Annotated in this window: 9 protein-coding genes; 2 read left to right on the top strand and 7 right to left on the bottom strand. The window is 52.6% G+C overall.

The window, feature by feature from the left end; translation table 11 throughout:
- Positions 1–6: 6 nt before the first annotated feature.
- Genes L0Y31_RS01675 through L0Y31_RS01645 form a run of 7 tightly spaced genes read right to left on the bottom strand, consistent with a single transcriptional unit; the run spans position 7 to position 12,871 of the window.
- Positions 7–864: a hypothetical protein gene (locus tag L0Y31_RS01675; protein ID WP_234735335.1), complete on the bottom strand. Its 858-nt coding sequence runs from the start codon at positions 862–864 to the stop codon at positions 7–9.
- Positions 865–867: 3 nt separating this feature from the next.
- Positions 868–3,765 carry a hypothetical protein gene (locus L0Y31_RS01670; RefSeq protein WP_234735334.1) on the bottom strand — a complete coding sequence of 966 codons (2,898 nt, stop codon included), beginning with the start codon at positions 3,763–3,765 and terminating at the stop codon, positions 868–870.
- The gene (locus tag L0Y31_RS01665) at positions 3,765–5,891 is read right to left on the bottom strand and encodes a hypothetical protein (RefSeq protein ID WP_234735333.1); all 2,127 of its coding nucleotides are present in this window, start codon (positions 5,889–5,891) and stop codon (positions 3,765–3,767) included. The genes L0Y31_RS01670 and L0Y31_RS01665 overlap by 1 nt, the downstream gene beginning before the upstream one ends.
- 14 nt (positions 5,892–5,905) lie before the next feature.
- Positions 5,906–8,614, bottom strand: coding sequence for a hypothetical protein (locus L0Y31_RS01660; RefSeq protein ID WP_234735332.1), 2,709 nt, complete (start codon positions 8,612–8,614; stop codon positions 5,906–5,908).
- Entirely contained in the window at positions 8,614–12,138 is a 3,525-nt protein-coding gene (locus L0Y31_RS01655) for a tape measure protein (protein WP_234735331.1), read from the bottom strand. The genes L0Y31_RS01660 and L0Y31_RS01655 overlap by 1 nt, the downstream gene beginning before the upstream one ends.
- 54 nt (positions 12,139–12,192) lie before the next feature.
- Entirely contained in the window at positions 12,193–12,528 is a 336-nt protein-coding gene (locus L0Y31_RS01650; RefSeq protein ID WP_234735330.1) for a hypothetical protein, read from the bottom strand.
- A 22-nt stretch (positions 12,529–12,550) separates the two neighbouring features.
- Complete coding sequence (locus L0Y31_RS01645) at positions 12,551–12,871, bottom strand: SHOCT domain-containing protein (protein ID WP_234735329.1); 321 nt, start codon at positions 12,869–12,871, stop codon at positions 12,551–12,553.
- A 133-nt stretch (positions 12,872–13,004) separates the two neighbouring features.
- Between L0Y31_RS01645 and L0Y31_RS01640 the strand changes: the two genes are divergently transcribed.
- Positions 13,005–13,544: a hypothetical protein gene (locus tag L0Y31_RS01640; RefSeq protein ID WP_234735328.1), complete on the top strand. Its 540-nt coding sequence runs from the start codon at positions 13,005–13,007 to the stop codon at positions 13,542–13,544.
- 180 nt (positions 13,545–13,724) lie between these two features.
- On the top strand, positions 13,725–14,081 hold the full coding sequence (locus tag L0Y31_RS01635) for a hypothetical protein (protein ID WP_234735327.1): 357 nt from the start codon (positions 13,725–13,727) through the stop codon (positions 14,079–14,081).
- The last annotated feature ends 3 nt before the right edge of the window (positions 14,082–14,084 follow it).

Below are 14,084 nucleotides of genomic sequence, written 5' to 3'. Positions count from 1 at the left end.
GTTGTGTTAGGCTGGTTCGGGTGAATATTTTATATACAGTGGCCCGGTGATTCGGTAATCGTTGCCGAGCAGATCGGCTTCAGGGGCAATAAGCTTTAGCTCGTTCAGGGTTGTAGGCTGCACGCCAAAACCCTCCCTGAGCACGTTGCCTGAACTATCCCGAACCTGCATGAACTCAATCAGCTTGGTGTTAAGGTTATGGGGAACCGTATCGCCGTTTTTGGCATCAACCAGATCAAGCTTTCTTACTGTCCCCCCGTTACCCGATGGAATATTGAAGTTAAAATGAATTGCGCCCGGGGTTGCCGTTATATCAACCAGGCCGCTTGCCCCGTTCACTGCTGCCGTGAAGCTGGGTATCTCCACCAGCACAACCGCCTGCGTCACCAGTTCTACCAGGTCGTATTCGTCATCAACCTCTAGGGTTACCACTTCCGCATCGCCCCCTTCGGCGTACTGTCGCGGACTTAGCGGATCGGCGCCCGACCGGAAATTGAACTGGATGGATGACAGATAAAACGGCTTTCCCGATGCGATGTGCGTCATCACGAACTTACCTTTTAGGGTTTGTCCCGCCCGAGCTCTTGACCAAAGCGGGGTTAGCTCACCGGCTATCACCCGGCCAAACTGAGCCGTGGTAGAAGCCGACATCACCACGGTGAGCTGGGCACTGGTGTCGCTGTTCTCGGACATAATCTCGGTCTTAAACGACCAGATCGGGTCGCCATCCGAGTTCAGGTAATCCAGAAAGCTAGTACCGGTATCCTTATCGGTCACTTTCCAGTACATGGGCAGGGGTTCTCCCGCAATGGCGTAGAACTCGCGATGCGCGGTCTTTCGCCGGGTGGTTGCTGTATTGGCCATAGCCTAATTCGATGTCATGTAAAATCTTCGGTTCTGATTAGCCCCAAACTGGCTTCTTGCGTTCCCCTTGTATTCACCCGGATTATTGAGGTAGGTGTTCACATTGAAGTTTAGGTTCCATAAAGCCGGGCCGCCCTTTTTATTGGTGAGGCCCATTTGGGCGATCTGCCTAGCGGTGTTGTTTGCCAGTAGCCAGACCTGCCCCGAACTTCCGCCGAGATGATCCTGGCACTGGGCTAAAAAGATGATGTTGTTACCGCCCGCTCCCTGCCACGCTGCGACGGCTTTCTGGGCCATCTGGTACGCGCCTTCCGTGCCGTCAACGAGGTTGTTATTTTCGGGCTTTGAAGCCGTATAGAAGTCCTGTTCGGTCGCGCTATAGGCCACATCGCTGGTTGTTGTCAGGCTGTGGGCCGCCGCGAAGGCCCCATCAAACTCCATGTCATACGCCGGAGCTGGATTCTTTTTCAAGTAAACCCGAATCGTAGCATTGGGGAATCGGGCGGCCAGTGTAGCCCGGACGCGCTTAATGAGGTCGAACGTGTTGAACGAACTGGCATAGAGTCCACCGCCCTCAATCGACTGCCCCGTATCAATGTACAAGGGCAAGCCCGGCGCTACTTCGTAAATAGCCACCGCCTGGAGTGCCAATGCCTGGGCCAGCATCTCATGCCGATACTGCGTAAAATTCCTGTTGGCCTGAAGCGTTAAGGCTTCCCAGGCATTGCTGGAATTAACAACGGGTAGCTGCGTATTAGAGGGTAGACCAAACCGGGCGACGTAGCCCTGCCGTACCACTTCGTGAAAGTCTCCGTAATGGGGTGGGGCGTGATCGAGCGAGTAGCTATAATTGGCTTCCTGGTTGGCACCCGTGCCGAGTACGGCGAATGTCACCGTGCCGTTTTGAATCCACGGCTTGACGAAGTTGGTTAAATACTTGACGAAGTTGTAACGGCCCTTTACCGCTACGTTGGAGCTATTTTGCAGGCCGTTGGGCTGGGTCAGCGCCTGGTGACTGTATTCAAAATGTTCGGTTCGGCGGCGCAAATGCGTACCGATCTGCCCCGTCCATTCGATCTGGCAGTCATAATCCGTGAGGAACCCCGACATAGCATCGTAGTCCCTTAAACAGACGGGCCTGAAACCCATTTTTAAACCATTCGATTGCGCGTGATTCAGCAAGGCCGTAGTCTGGGCCTGTCTTGCCGAGCTATACACGCCCGGCGATGTTTCCCAGCGGTTCCACTGCGCCTCTAAACAGACGCCGACTTTTATGTTGTTATTGGCCCCATCATTGGTCGCACTATTTTTGAACTGCGTGAACGAGGCGGTGTGGATATTGATGTCGTCATTATCTAGGTAGTAGGTCAGCGCGACATCGGGTTGGACGAACGTGTTTGGTGTTGGAGTAGGCGGCGTGACCACCGAACCCGCATTCCCCGCCAGATCAAACGTAACGCTGGTAGATGCCCCGGTTACATCGATGAGATACAGGTAGGGAACGCCGGTCGCAAACGTACCAACGCAGCTATACCCGCCGCCTAAATTGATAACCCGCCGCTCCACTTTACCCGGCGGCACGTTGGTGTTCATGTAGAACAACCAGCGTTTATTACCCGATGAGCCTACCTGCGCGTAGCCTTCCGAGCTTTTAAAGCGGTTCCAGGTATAGTCCGCACCGACGGAGATGTAATTACCGCCAACGGGTTTGTGGGCCACCCACTGCCAGGCTTGCCCCGCCCAGTTTGCCGCCTGGGTGTACCAGTAAGCGGCAATCATTGGGTAGTCCTCGGCGCTGTACGGAGCGGGCGGGTAGTTGCCTACCGGGGGCGATGATCCACCACCAACATAGGAACCCCCATCGCTGGGAATCTTGGTTGGATCAGAGCCGAATTTTTGCCCGCTGTTCCAGGAATACACGCTGTTAACGTGGGCAAAGCACTGAAAAATGAAGCCTACCTGGAACGAGGCACTTGGAATGTGATTCGATCCCGCTGATGACCAATAGCCCGAGTACGTAGGTATTTTGCGCGTAAAAACCTGGTTAGTAAACTCCTGCCCAATGGGGAAAAGAAACGCCTGTAACTGCCGCGTTGATGCCGTTGCCGCCAGTGCCTGTTTGCTGATCTGAAAGTTGAACAGCTGCGAGGCCATGAACTTAGATGGGTCAAGTAGGTGGTACGACTTGATGATCCCGTTCCGAACCTGATAGTCGTTGTTGGAAAAGAGCCCGTTTCCAAACAAGGGGTGTGCTTTGGCCCAGGCCAGCGAGGCTTCGTTGGTGAGCAGCGCGTTCCTGATCTGGGCCATGACCTGGTTGTCTCCCAACGCCTCTGATACCGAAGACGTGCTGATGTGGCCATCGTACGCCCCGAAATACTGCCCGCCTAATGCGTCTAGTTGCGACTGAAACGCCTGATCCATCCACCGTTCCTGCTGAGAACCGTGCTCCAGCTTCCAGGGCAAGTCGCCGCCGTAGGCTTCCTGCATCTCCGAGGCGATGATGTAGTAGTTGGGTGTCCAGTCCGAGGCAAACGCCGCGCATTCAGCCTGGCTAAACTGGGCAATGGGTTTACCCCCCAGATGCACCTGGGCGTAGTTGCGCAAATCCGCCGCCGATACGATGGTTGCCCGTTTATCACGGGGAATCGTGGGGTCAACGCCCTTCATCTTGATGTGCGTCGCGCCTTTTAGAAGGTACTGCGCGGCGGGTACGTCGGCACTGGTTGGGGTTTTAATCAGGGTTTTAGGGAATGGCAGGGTAAAATTTTCGCCATTCTTGACCCAGTCTTCGGTCCAGCCGTACCCCGCACTAGCGGGCAGTTTGACCTGAATAACACTTTGCGCGTGGAGATTAACGAGCGCAAAGAGCGTAAGTAGTAGTGAAGCGAAACGTTTCATTATTGGGCTGGTTGTGCGTTAAGGTCGAATCGGAGTTGTACTTCTTGTTTGGCGTAGTCGGTGCTGAGCCACTGCCACGGTTGTAGGTTGGTGTTCACCACTGCTTTGACCAGCATGACCACCGTACCGGACATGTACTGAAGCTGGGAAACATCGTCTACCCAGTTGTGATCGCCATTAGCGTAGACCACGGCTTGGCCTTCCGGGAAATAGCGGTACACCAGGCCCGGTCCAAGCGGCGGTGTTGGGGCGATGTCTTGCAGGGTGTAGATCAGCGTTTCGGGATTCCAGTTAGCTTTTTGGATGTTCACAAAGCTATTGTCGTGGTTAGAGCTGGAAGACACCTCGAAAGAGCCGACGTAATTCCCGGTTGACCCGCCCCCTGAGTTTGGATAGAAATTGTGCCATTGCCCGTCCGGCGTCGGTGTTCCAGCGGGCAGGGTAAGCGGTAGCTCTTCGCCCGTGGTGGAGTTCTTAAGCTTCAGGCTGCGCGGGCTGTTGGAGGCCGAGAAATAAGGCTCAATAACGTAGTACTGTAGATTAGGGAAATAAGGCACCGCCTGCCACGGGCCGTTATCCAGGCTATAATCAACCCCCTGTTGCAACGAAGTAATGATGCGTATCTTGACCAACTCCCCATTCTGGAAAGCATCCGACCGCGCTACGCTTTTAAAGTAAGGTTGGGGTTCCGGTTCTGGGGTGCCGCCGCCCGTTGGGCCGCCGCCGCCAACCACTTGGTTGCCCAGTGTCGTTGCTCGGTAAATGCTGTTGGTTTCCGATATTACTTCGAACGTAATCACCGCCGCTGTGTCTGGTACGTCAATTTCCAGCGGAGATTCCCGGTATTCCTGCCCTTTCTTCTGGGCGATACGCTGGCCGTTAATCCCGTCGCCCTGATAGACATTTAGCGTAAAAGGTCGGATGTCCGGCGTATTTGAGTCCAGATGAACGAGGTAGCGGTAGATATGGGCTGGAATGTTTGGCCCGGTAACCCGTACGATTTCGCGAATCGTTAAGTCGTTCACCGGCCCGCCCGGAGCCGTGACCCGAATCTCGAATTGCACCTGGTTGGTTTGCCCGATGGTGTCCGTGGCCTTTACCAGCCCGTTGCCGCTATAGGGCGACGTAGGCGCAACGTTGATGTTAATGTATTGCTCGTCTTCGGACTGAACATTAATGCCGCCGGGTAGCTGCGTAACCGCGAACACCAACGCGTCGGTGTCAATGATGCAACCCTTAGGGATTTTATGAACGTAGGGGTTATTGCCGATGACGAATATGATCGGCTGCAAAACAACGCCCGTATTAATTACGGGTGAAGGATTGATCGCGCCGGGTGTCCCTTCGATTAGGTTTTCGTTGATAAGCCGCTGCTTGATCTGATTATACATCTGATCGGCCAACTTATCAAGGGGTATCAGGCGCGTCCTGGCCCGACCCCCAACAAACTCAACCCCCATTCCCATGGCGATCTCAGGCACCTGCGGCTGGTTGGTCAGGGATAGCTCCCGGTTCATGTGCAGTTGTCCGTCATTTTCCAGCCGGACCACAACCCCCGTTCTTTCGTTGACCATCGCCCAACCCCCATCGGGGCCGACCGTGTAAATAAAAGAAGCCAGGTAAACGCCGTTTTCGTCAATGACATCGAAGCGTTTTTGCCCCGCTGCCTTGATCTGCATGCCCCCAACAACGGGAGTGAGCGAGCTTTCTCGGCCACCCTGAAGTGTAGCATTTAGATTAGTTTTACCCTGTAGTGCCGCCTCTAGGAGCAGGTCTAACAACACCTCTAACAGCGCTTTTCCTTTGGCCGCCGTGAGTGCCTTGGTATCATCAAGTCCCTCGATAGCGGTTGGAAGATCAACAATTCTGAGTAGGCCTGGATTATCTTCACTTGCTGGCGTACCTGAATCTCCCAGTAAATCGGCGGCCTCATTGCGGGTAACAAAAAAGGGCTTCAGATCGACTTCGAGCAGATCACCTCCTTCGGTAACAAAGGAGAGTGTGCCGGAATTGAGCAGTTTATTCGCGTCAATGTTGACAATCTGCAAATCGGCGTTGTGGTTAACCGCCTCTTTGACTGTCCTTATGACATCAGTAAGTTGTACCTTAAGGGGATTGGGGAGCATGGTAGTAACTGCTGCTACAGCGGATCATCGACGTCGATAAACCGGCAAAGCTCCAATTTTCGGCGAAGGTCATCAGGCAGGGATTCAGCCTGTTCGACCGTGATACCGAGAAATTGGGCGCAGTTACTAGAGGAATCCAAAGCTAGCGGTTTTTTCTGAATTTCAAAAACGGCTTTCTCCCGAAATGGCCCCCACTCCAATTTGCTTATCCAGCCTTCAACCAGGTTACCCGATTCGTCGGGAAACGTGATGTAACCCCGGTTTCGATCAATGGGTTGTCCCTGCTCGTCGGTTTCCATCGCCAGCCGCCCCTGCATCGCTACGCGCAGTCTTTGCACCGCCGAGCGCGAAAGTCGTGTACTGAACCGGATCGTGTAGGGCGCAAAGTGCGGATTGCTCACCTGCACCACATCGGCATCAATTGGGGCCGCTTCCACCAAACTACCGCCGACCATCTCATCGCAGGCATCTGTTGACGGAAGCCGGGTAGACAAGCGCTCGCCACCGACCGGCACCACGGTTTTAATTACCTGCGCGGTTGCGGGCTGGGAATCCAGGCAACAGCCCCATATTTTCCGGTGACGAAACAGCATCCGACCCGGCGTATGGCGTAAGTTATAGGCGCCCGAAGCTGTTGCCGACCCTGCCACAGCGGCGAAGTCCAGTCCCGTTTCGGGCTGCATCGGCACGTTCTCCGATATAATCTGGGCATTCGGAAGCGTTTCGGGCTTAATAATCCGGTCAACGTTGAATGTCCAGGGACTTTTAAGCGGGTCTGAAACCGCCGTCACCGTGAATTGCCCGCTGTTCAGCACACTTTCCGGGAACGTAATAATCATTCCCGGCACCAGCCACGGAATCGCCTGGTCGACTTCAACAATCTGAAAGATCAATGGCTTGAAGCGCACCCCGCCGCTGTAACTTTCAATCCGCTTGGACTGAATCACGAAAATATTTTCGTCGTAGTCCGTCGAATCTTTGGGTTTGTCGCTGAATTGCTCCCGCCGCGTAAGTTCCAGGGCTAAGCCACTGGCTACAATCATGGAACGACGCTCGTAACTGGCTGCCTGGGCTTTTAAGGGCGTACTGGCTTCCATTTTGGCGTGCATCTCTTCCCGGCCCCGCTGGCCCTCCGTAATGCTTTTTTCGTAACCCACCTCCAATCGACTAAACAGCTGATCTGGGTTCATTTCTTCGCTGTAATCGGCTACATCCTCAATTCGAAGCAGTTCAACATTCCGATAAAAAGCTTCGGCAGGCTCCACATGCACCACATCCACAATGTTACCCTGAGCGTCGGGAGCGTAACCAAACTCCATGCCGATGTTGTGAATGGCTTTAAAGCTGTTGGTCAGGTCGCGAATCGAAATTGCAATACTCCGTTCATCGTAGGGGATTCCCCGGATAAGCTTGCCTGAGCTGAGCATGGCCAGACTTCCGCAGCCGTCCTGCGCGTAACGTTCCCCTGCTAGTCCGTAGAAGTTGGACCGGAACCGGTCTTCAAGCCCCGTCAACATCTGAATCCCGACCTGAAAAGCAGTTTCGGGGGTAATCGCCGGGGCAGACGTGGATTTGTTGGACGTAATGCCCGAAATATCAATCAGGCACTGCAACACTGTTACCTGTACCTGGGTTTGCTGCAACTCGTTTTTGTTGTGCCGCATGCGCCAGAGCCCAAACAAGTACAACTCATCGCCCGCCGCCGTGTCCAGTTCCTGGGTAAAGGTGCCCGTCACGGTTTTGGACACGTCGGCCTGTCCGTATTTTTTGTTGGCCGGTGTGGCGAAAATCCCTTCGGCGGCCGTGGGCAATACATTGAAGCGCTGCTCGGTGCCGTTCGCTTTTTTGAGCACCAAAACAGTTTGTAAGTCCCAGCCCGTCACCAGGGCTTTGCCCACGGAAATCGTGCGCTTTTTCACCGATGCCCAGAAGCGGTAAGACAGGCTAATCGACACTTTCCGTTTGCCGCCGCTGCGAAACTTGAACAGCCATTCTTTGTAGTGCACCGGCCCTTCGGATTCAGACAAACCCAGCGTTTTGCCCGTGGCCAGATCAGCGATGTCCGAAACTTCCGGCTCCGAGGTGTCAAACTGAATCCAGACGTGGCCGTTGGTGTCGCCCAGAAAGGCTTGCTCTATCTTGCGGCCCGCTTTCGAGTTGCTGTAAAAACGCTCCGAAAGAGCCTGACCGGAAAGGGGCAACTGATACTGTTTACCCGCCGCCCCGTCCATGGGTTTGTTGTCAAGGTCATACTGGCCAAACAGGTTAAGCTTCGTATCCCAACGAGCCAGCACATCCCGCTTTAGACTGTTACGAATCAAGCCGCAGCTCACGCGCCGACGGGTGCGGTTGTATTTGGTAAAATCCAGCCGACCTTCGTACTCGATCAGAAATACGCCATTGACAACAATGCCCTGCTGAAGCAGGATAATCGCCCCCGGACCTTCCGAGAGCCGGATCGCTTCGATAAAGTCCCGCCCCGAATACCCATCATAGGACAGGGGCGTTTCTTTGCTGGACTCTTCCGAGTCTACCCCGTGCGCTTCCGGGTCCCGCTCCAACAGGAACGAAATCTTATTCCACCCCGCCGGCTCCTGAATAACCAGCACGGCTTCACTTCCCGACCTGGAACGGTGTACCAATTGGAAGCGCTGCTCAAAATCTTCGTAGAAGCCCGGCAACTCGTGCACGGCCCCCTTGTGGTCTATAAATAGATCAGTCATCAGGAAGTGAATTTATTTGTGTGGAGATGCGTCGTTTTGTTGCCGTTTTCGATAATCCTGGAATGGATACCGTCCCGGTCGTAGATCGTCTGGTGAATCGGCTGGCTCGCAAAAGCCTTAACCAACGACTTGTCAAATGCCCGCTCGATAGCCTGCTCATCAAGCCCCGACGAAGCCAGGAATTGTAAATGGGCCTGCTGTAGCTGTTCGCCCGCTTCTCGCCATTGCCGGGACTCCTGCAAGCCGCTCATGATCTGGGCGGTTTCATTGGCCGGAAAGATCGTGTCGCCAACCTGGGTGTAAATCAATGAGGGCTTGTCCACCAGCGTCGCTTTGCCATTTTGTACGTGGATCTCTGCCCCCGCTTCACCGGCAATAGCCCAGCCCGTATAGGGATCAGAAGCATCTTTACCCATCTTATAGGCCGGTAACGGTTTGGACAAAATAAGGCCCGCTTGCAGCGCCCCCTGGGCGGCCACAAAGCCACTGAGGATTCCGGCAGACACCCCAAAGTCGGCGTACCGCGTACCACCCCCGGTACTGAGTACCGACATGATCCCCATCCCCATGTTCATGTAGATATTGAAGAGCGCGGCGGCGCGGTCGGCAATGGCCTGTTTGCGCTTGATCTCCCGCTGCTTCTTCATGAAGTCTTCTTCAATCTTGGCCTTGGCTTCCTCATTATCCCCGGCCAATGCTAGTTCATTGGATTTCTGGGTTTCCAGCATTTCCAGATCGTGTTCCCGGTTGCCACTCAAAAACTCGAAATAGCCTTCAACGGCTTGGCGGTAGGTATCGATTGCGGCCTGCTGAATCTGGGCCTGCATCTGGGCCGCCCGCTGCGCCTGGGCAATCTCGTAATCCGATTTATCCTTGGCGGTCTTTTTCTCCTGCTCGGCATTGGCCTTGGTGCGGGCCAGCTTTTCGTCGTCAATCTCTTTTTGCCGCAGCCGTTCCAAATCGGCGATTTGCAGGTTGGCTTCCGAAACCTGCTTGGCCGTGCGCCCCGCCGAATCGCGCCAGGCTTCCAAATCCGCAATCTTGCCATCAATCAGGCTCAGCGAGGCCGTTTTGTCGGCCAGCGCCGACGCTTCGACCGCTTTCTGGGTGTCCTGCAAATACTTGATCCGCAGGTCGTAAATCTGCCTTTCGCCTTCTTCTTCCGAGATTTTACGCAGCTTGACATTGGCCTCGATCTTGCCCCGCTGTTCTTCGTAGGCGGCATCCAACGTGCCCAGCTGCTCAGTCAGTCTGTCTTTGCTGTCTGAATCAATTTGTTTTAAGGCATCGCGGGTTACCTGAATGGTTTTATCCCACTTGGCCGATTCCAGCTTGTTCACTTCCCGCAGGTAATCCTGCTGGGCATCGGCGACCTCTTTCTGGGCTTTCAGGAAATCATCTCGGAACTCCTGACTGTTTTCCTTGCCCGCCTTTTTGATCAGACGCATCTGGGCATACGCCCCTTCGATGCGGGCCTGATACGTTTTTTTCAGCGCCGCCGAATCATCAAGTTCGCCGGACTCCTTATCGATCCCGACCCGGTTGATGTTCGTCCCCGTTTTTTCGCGGGCAACCTGCAACTGGCTGGATAGGGCTGCATTTTCAGCGGCAATGCGTTTACGCCGGGCGGCTTCGTCCTTTTTATCCTGCTTCTCTTTATCCTTACCAGCTTTTTCGGCGGCTTTTTTGTCCCGGTCGGCCTTTTCAACGGCTAGCGCTTTGTCGTGGGCTTCGGCTTCCCGGCGTTCCTGACGACGGTTTGACGCAGTAAGCCCCCGTAGTTCGTCAATCAGCTTTTTGGTCGTATCAATGCGGACCTGCAAGCCTGCCTGCTCAGCGCCCGATACATCGGTCATTAGCTTTTTGCGGGCGGCATTTAGTTCATCATTGAGCTTCTGAATGACCTTTTGCTGGTAGAGTGGGGTAGCCTGACTATAGGTATCCATGATACGGGTTCGATTCTCGGCGGCCCGCATGCGCTCCGAGTCGGCACCAACACCCCCAAACAAACCGTCCACCTTGGCGCCAATCATGGTGCCGAATCCACCCCCCACGGCTCGCAGTTCGCCCCACTTTTTGAGAACGCCGCTAAGTCCACCCATCATTCGGGCGAAAAACCCCGTCACGGCTTTGTCTTCGTTCAGCGCTTTAAGAAACAGCTGCACCGTTGTGGTCAGGTTATTCCACTGCCCGCCCATTGTATCCAGATTCTTCTGGGCATCGGCTCCGTAAGTTTTATCCAGCTGTGAGGCCAGTTTGGGCAAGACTTCCGTGGCCATTAGCTGCCCGGATTCAACCAGCTTGTTGAGTTCACCCTGAGATATGCCCATTCCTTCGGCGAGTAGCCGCATGGCCCCTGGAAGACGTTCGCCCAATTGTTGCCGTAGCTCTTCCATCGAAACAGTCCCTTTACTGACCATCTGGGAGATAGCATACAGAGAGCCTTCAACTTCTTCGTTGGAAAGCTGGAGTGCCGCCCCGGCCTTGGAGATGCCCAGAAATATTTGCTCCGTGGATTTGCCTTCCAGACTCGTATTGCGGGTTGCGGCGGCGAGTCCTTTATAGGACTTGGCCAGTGATTCGTAGTTAAGCCCCAGCGACAACGACGTTTTTACCAGAAACGACTGGCCCCGCTCGAAAGCTTCCTGCGAGCCCAGGGCGGCTTTCAGGCCCGAATCCATCCGGTCCATGTTCTCCATGACCCTGACGGCGGCCTGGAACGGGTTAATCAGGGCGGCGGCGGCGGCACCCACCAGCCCCAGGCTCATCAGCATACCCTGCAAGCCCCCGCCAACCAGCCCTTGTAGAGCCAGTTGATAATGGCCCACGTTGCGGGTGTGAACACCAACCGAGGCGTCCATTTTCTTTAAAACCCGGTCGTTTTTGTCGATTTGCTTCTGCATCTCGACCGCCGCCCGGTTGTTCTTGTTGATCTTGCCCGTGTTCAGATCATAGGCCCCCGACATATTGTTGAGCTCCTTCCGCATCTCGGCGGTTTTTCGGGAAAGCTCATTGTAGGAGTTGGTGACCGTATTAACCGATTTGCGGGCTTCTTTCAACGCCGCATTCTGCCCGTCAATAACCTGCCCGGCAATCTTGGTTTTGTTGATGATCTCCTGCTGCTTGGCGGCGTAGTCGGCCTGCCCCGGCTTCAGGGCATCGTAGTCTTTTTTGAGTTGTTTTAAAACCAGATCAAGCTCTTTAACCGATAACTCATTGGCTTTATTGGCATCGGTCAGGGAGTCGATAGCGTCACGGGTCGCCTGGGCCTGCTTCCCGGTTTTTTCGATCTCATCCTCAAACTCTTTCAGCTTAGGGATAGCGCCATTAGGAACGAGATTGAAGGCTTTTAGCTTTCGTTCAATTTCGGCCAACTCCTGTTTGACCTCATGGTAAGCTGACTTTATTCGCTTAGCGGCTTCAGCGGAAGAATTGGCGAAATCTTGGGTTTCGGCTTCGAGGTCATGCAGCTTTTTAAAATAGCCGTCGAAATCGAAAACGTCATTGTGTTGTATAGCGGACATGGCAACCGGCTTTCGGGTGGTTGCAGTTCGCAGGAGGTGGGGTAAAGATAGTAATTATTTAGTATTCCGGGAGGGTGGAAGCTGCTCAACCAACGCCGATGCGCGACGCTCAAATTCGGATTCTGAAATCTGCCCCGTTTTAAGCAAATGATTCAGGTGGTCAAGGTCTTTGTAGACAATCCCGTCGCTGATCGCTTTTAATTCGGCGCGGTAGCTGTCCAATTGCGCTTCTTCGCGCTGCTGCTGGACACTGCGGGCGTTATTGATCAGATGATCACACCGATTTAACAGCGCCCGGTTGCCACGCTCGATCTCTTCATTGGATGGGTTCGCTTTTCGGTAACAGTAAACACCATATACAACCATCCCAATTAACCACAGGTAAAGCATGCCTTAATTTACGGATTATTCATTATTCACCCAAAAGCTTTCTTTTTTGATCCTGAAATTCGTCTTCGGTAATCACGCCTTTATCCAGCAAATCTTTGAGTCGGTAAAGCTCATTTGATTTTCCCAGATACTCACTCCCGTACTCGTTTCGCCGTTGGGTTTTCAGCAATTCCTGCTCGAATTTCTCCTGATCTTTGCGCTTTGAGGCCAGGGCAACTATAATGCCTACAATGGGGCTAAAAAAAATTGAGATAAAGAACGTGGCGATGCCGCCAATTTTTCGGCTAGAACCAATTGCAGCCGCAACAAAAGCAAAGACAATCCAAGAGAAAAATATAGCCATGACAGGGATTTGATTTCTCAATTCTACGCATTTTCAGACAAACGAGCAAAATCTATTTACAAGCAGAAAATTCATAATTCAAACTTGTGTATAAATGAGAGAAGTTGTATTTTTATAAAAACCCAAAAAGAATATGCAAACCTCAGTAATAAGCGCTAAAGAATGCTTAGAATTAGAAAAAAGGGCCGATGAAATGTTTAAGCAAGCAGAATTGTGGCGCAAGTTAATTGACTCTCATAAAATCGCAGTCTTTAAAGAGATTGACAGAGATTGCGCCGGAAAATCAATAATGTTCCAGGCCGGATGGGAGATAATAGGCGCCTTTCCATCTACTAAAAAATGGGAACAACCAAAGCCGAAAGAGCCCGAGCGTCTGTATGAAATCGCTGAGTTATACACCATTCGCGATACAAGACAAGTGGAAGATATTTCAGCGTTTTGGGGGAAGTTATTCTTATTGCGACTCACTATGGGTAATAACCTGAGAACGGGGGCTAGTGCAGAACAAGTCCGTAAATGGTCTCGGCAGGCCAATGGACGTGAAATTATGGATGATAAAGACCCCTTCACGAGCATTATTAATTATTTTAAAGAGAATCAGTATTATACTGATATACTCAACAATATGTTTGTAATGGATATAACATCCACCTTTAAACTAAATCCCCTGTAATGCCAAAAGGGATAAACGCGGACGGTACGCCAAAAAAAAGACCTTCAAATTCAGGCAGAAGAGCTAAAGAGGGCAAGCGATTTAACGCTAAGCTTGCCACCGATGTCATTGAAATTCTTGATAAACAATCCGACAAGACCGCGTATGTGGAAAGCGCGGTTCGGGAGAAAAGCACACGAGATGGTCGCTAAGAATATTTCTATTTTAAAAGGAGAACAGGATTGTGATTTTGAAGTTCGAGCTTATTATACAATTCACAACTCCTACACCATGGTAAATGGTTGGAAGGTTTATATTAGAGGACTTGGCGATGATTTTCTTAAATCAAAAGACTGGGAAGATTTTAATAGTTTTTGTCAATTTGTCAAAGAAATATTTGAATGCATAGAGGTGTTCTATGCATCTTTTCGAGCTTTACCCGTATATAAAGATGTTCTAATTAGTACAGAATGTAACTCTTATTTTATTATAGACGAAAGGGTAATTAGTGTAGATGGTAAGTTTATCTACTACTATCTTAAAGAACTGGCGAGCTGACCT

The sequence above is a fragment of the Tellurirhabdus bombi genome (assembly GCF_021484805.1).
Lineage (GTDB): Bacteria > Bacteroidota > Bacteroidia > Cytophagales > Spirosomataceae > Tellurirhabdus > Tellurirhabdus bombi.
Note: the sequence above shows the minus strand (reverse complement) of the source record. Positions and strands in the feature narration are given on the sequence as shown.